Annotated in this window: 1 tRNA gene and 2 rRNA genes (1 of these 3 cut by a window edge); all 3 read right to left on the reverse strand. The window is 48.2% G+C overall.

Going from position 1 to position 2,500, the window contains the following annotated elements:
- Nucleotides 1-513 precede the first annotated feature (513 nt).
- A tRNA-Met gene (locus ACFIJK_RS08420) sits at nucleotides 514-590 on the reverse strand.
- Between the two features lie 104 nt (nucleotides 591-694).
- Nucleotides 695-809: ribosomal RNA gene (rrf, locus tag ACFIJK_RS08425) — 5S ribosomal RNA — on the reverse strand.
- 72 nt (nucleotides 810-881) lie between these two features.
- Nucleotides 882-2,500: ribosomal RNA gene (locus tag ACFIJK_RS08430) — 23S ribosomal RNA — on the reverse strand; it runs 1,196 nt beyond the window's last position.

A 2,500-nucleotide genomic window follows, 5' to 3' on the forward strand; every position in this document is an offset into this window, starting at 1 on the left:
CACCCTTACGTTTTTTTTCTGTCTGTTCCGATACACAAGTTAGCAAACCTGATAAAAACCAAGATTCTACTGCAATGGATACATAACTTCTACTACCAGCTACGGATGAACAAGAGCTTTTTTTCAAGTTACTTTGAGAGGCATCAGAGAATTTTTGAGAGGAATCTAGGTTAAGCGCTATTTTTTGCGCTCTATTGTGAACAAACAGCAGCAAGTGGCATGTCTATATGGGGCATTGCATTTTTTAGAGAGGGAATATTTTCAAGCCACCCCATCCCCTTGTCATATTTTTATAGTTTTTAGGCAGTTTGTACGTTTTATTCTTCTTCCATAGTGCTCTCGCAATTTCTAAAAAGCCCTAAGCCTATACAGCTAAAGGGGGAAGTTTGAGTGAAGGGTTATTCTATAACATTTTCGCTTACGTACATTTTTATATTTTCACGTTCTACTATGGTTGCAGAGTGATGTTTAGATGTGATTTGATTTTTATGGAAGTTATTAGTTTTGGAACTTTGGTTGCGGGGGCAGGATTTGAACCTGCGGCCTTCAGGTTATGAGCCTGACGAGCTACCGGGCTGCTCCACCCCGCGTCACATATTTTAGAACAAGATTTTTTTATTGTCTACTCTGAGTATTGAGCATTGATCTGATTACATTTTTATTTTTGAATTGTTATCTATCATGCCTTTAGCAGACCTGGCGGCGACTTACTCTCCCGTGCCTTAAGGCAAAGTACCATCAGCGCTGGAGCGTTTCACGGCCGAGTTCGGGATGGGATCGGGTGCGTTCACTCCGCCATAACCACCAAGTCAGCAAAAAGCATGAATGATGAGAAGCTGGAAATATTTCTGTTATTTTAAGAATGGATATAGGAAATGAGAACGATCAAGTCGATCGAACGATTAGTATCAGTAAGCTTCATGTGTTACCACACTTCCACACCTGACCTATCAACGTGGTGGTCTACCACGGTTCTCAGGGAATACTCGTTTTCAGGTGGGTTTCCCGCTTAGATGCCTTCAGCGGTTATCCCTTCCGTATATAGCTACCCTGCTATGCGGCTGGCGCCACAACAGGTCCACCAGAGATACGTCCATCCCGGTCCTCTCGTACTAGGGACAGATCCTGTCAATATTCCAACACCCACGGCAGATAGGGACCGAACTGTCTCACGACGTTCTGAACCCAACTCACGTACCGCTTTAAATGGCGAACAGCCATACCCTTGGGACCTGCTCCAGCCCCAGGATGCGATGAGTCGACATCGAGGTGCCAAACAACCCCGTCGATATGGACTCTTGGGGGTCATCAGCCTGTTATCCCCGGCGTACCTTTTATCCGTTGAGCGATGGCCCTTCCACACGGGACCACCGGATCACTATGACCGTCTTTCGACTCTGCTCGACTTGTCAGTCTCACAGTCAGGCAGGCTTATGCCATTGCACTCAACAAACGATTTCCGACCGTTTTGAGCCTACCATCGCGCGCCTCCGTTACTCTTTAGGAGGCGACCGCCCCAGTCAAACTACCCACCATACACGGTCCCGAATCCGGATAACGGACTGCGGTTAGACATCCATATCGGTAAGGGTGGTATTTCAAGGATGACTCCACAAAGGCTAGCGCCCCTGCTTCAAAGTCTACCACCTATCCTACACATACAGACACAAATGCCAGTGTAAAGCTATAGTAAAGGTGCACGGGGTCTTTCCGTCTAACCGCAGGAACCCCGCATCTTCACGGGGAATTCAATTTCACTGAGTCTACGTTGGAGACAGCGGGGAAGTCGTTACGCCATTCGTGCAGGTCGGAACTTACCCGACAAGGAATTTCGCTACCTTAGGACCGTTATAGTTACGGCCGCCGTTTACTGGGGCTTCAATTCAATGCTTGCACATCTCCTCTTAACCTTCCAGCACCGGGCAGGCGTCAGACCCTATACGTCGTCTTGCGACTTCGCAGAGCCCTGTGTTTTTGGTAAACAGTCGCTACCCCCTGGTCTGTGCCACCCTCTAACGGTTGCCCGCTAAAGGGTCACGCTTCTTCCGAAGTTACGCGTGCAATTTGCCGAGTTCCTTCAACGTAGTTCTCTCAAGCGCCTTAGTATTCTCTACCAGTCCACCTGTGTCGGTTTGGGGTACGGTCTATATGTGGGAGCTATTTCCTGGAACTGCTTCACTGCAAGATCAATCCAATAAGATCTTACAATATACGCAATCCGTCACTACCCACAGGTCCACGAATATTAACGTGGTTCCCATCGACTACGCCTTTCGGCCTCGCCTTAGGGGCCGACTCACCCTGCTCAGATTAACTTTAAGCAGGAACCCTTGGACTTTCGGCGAGGGAGTCTCTCACTCCCTTTATCGTTACTCATGTCAGCATTCTCACTTCCGATACCTCCAGGAGCCCTCACGAGTCTCCCTTCACAGGCTTACGGAACGCTCCGCTACCACTTACTCCCTAAGGAGTAAATCCACATCTTCGGTGTATGGCTTTA

It is taken from the genome of Bartonella sp. PS17NMGDW (assembly GCF_042193555.1).
Classification (GTDB): domain Bacteria; phylum Pseudomonadota; class Alphaproteobacteria; order Rhizobiales; family Rhizobiaceae; genus Bartonella; species Bartonella grahamii.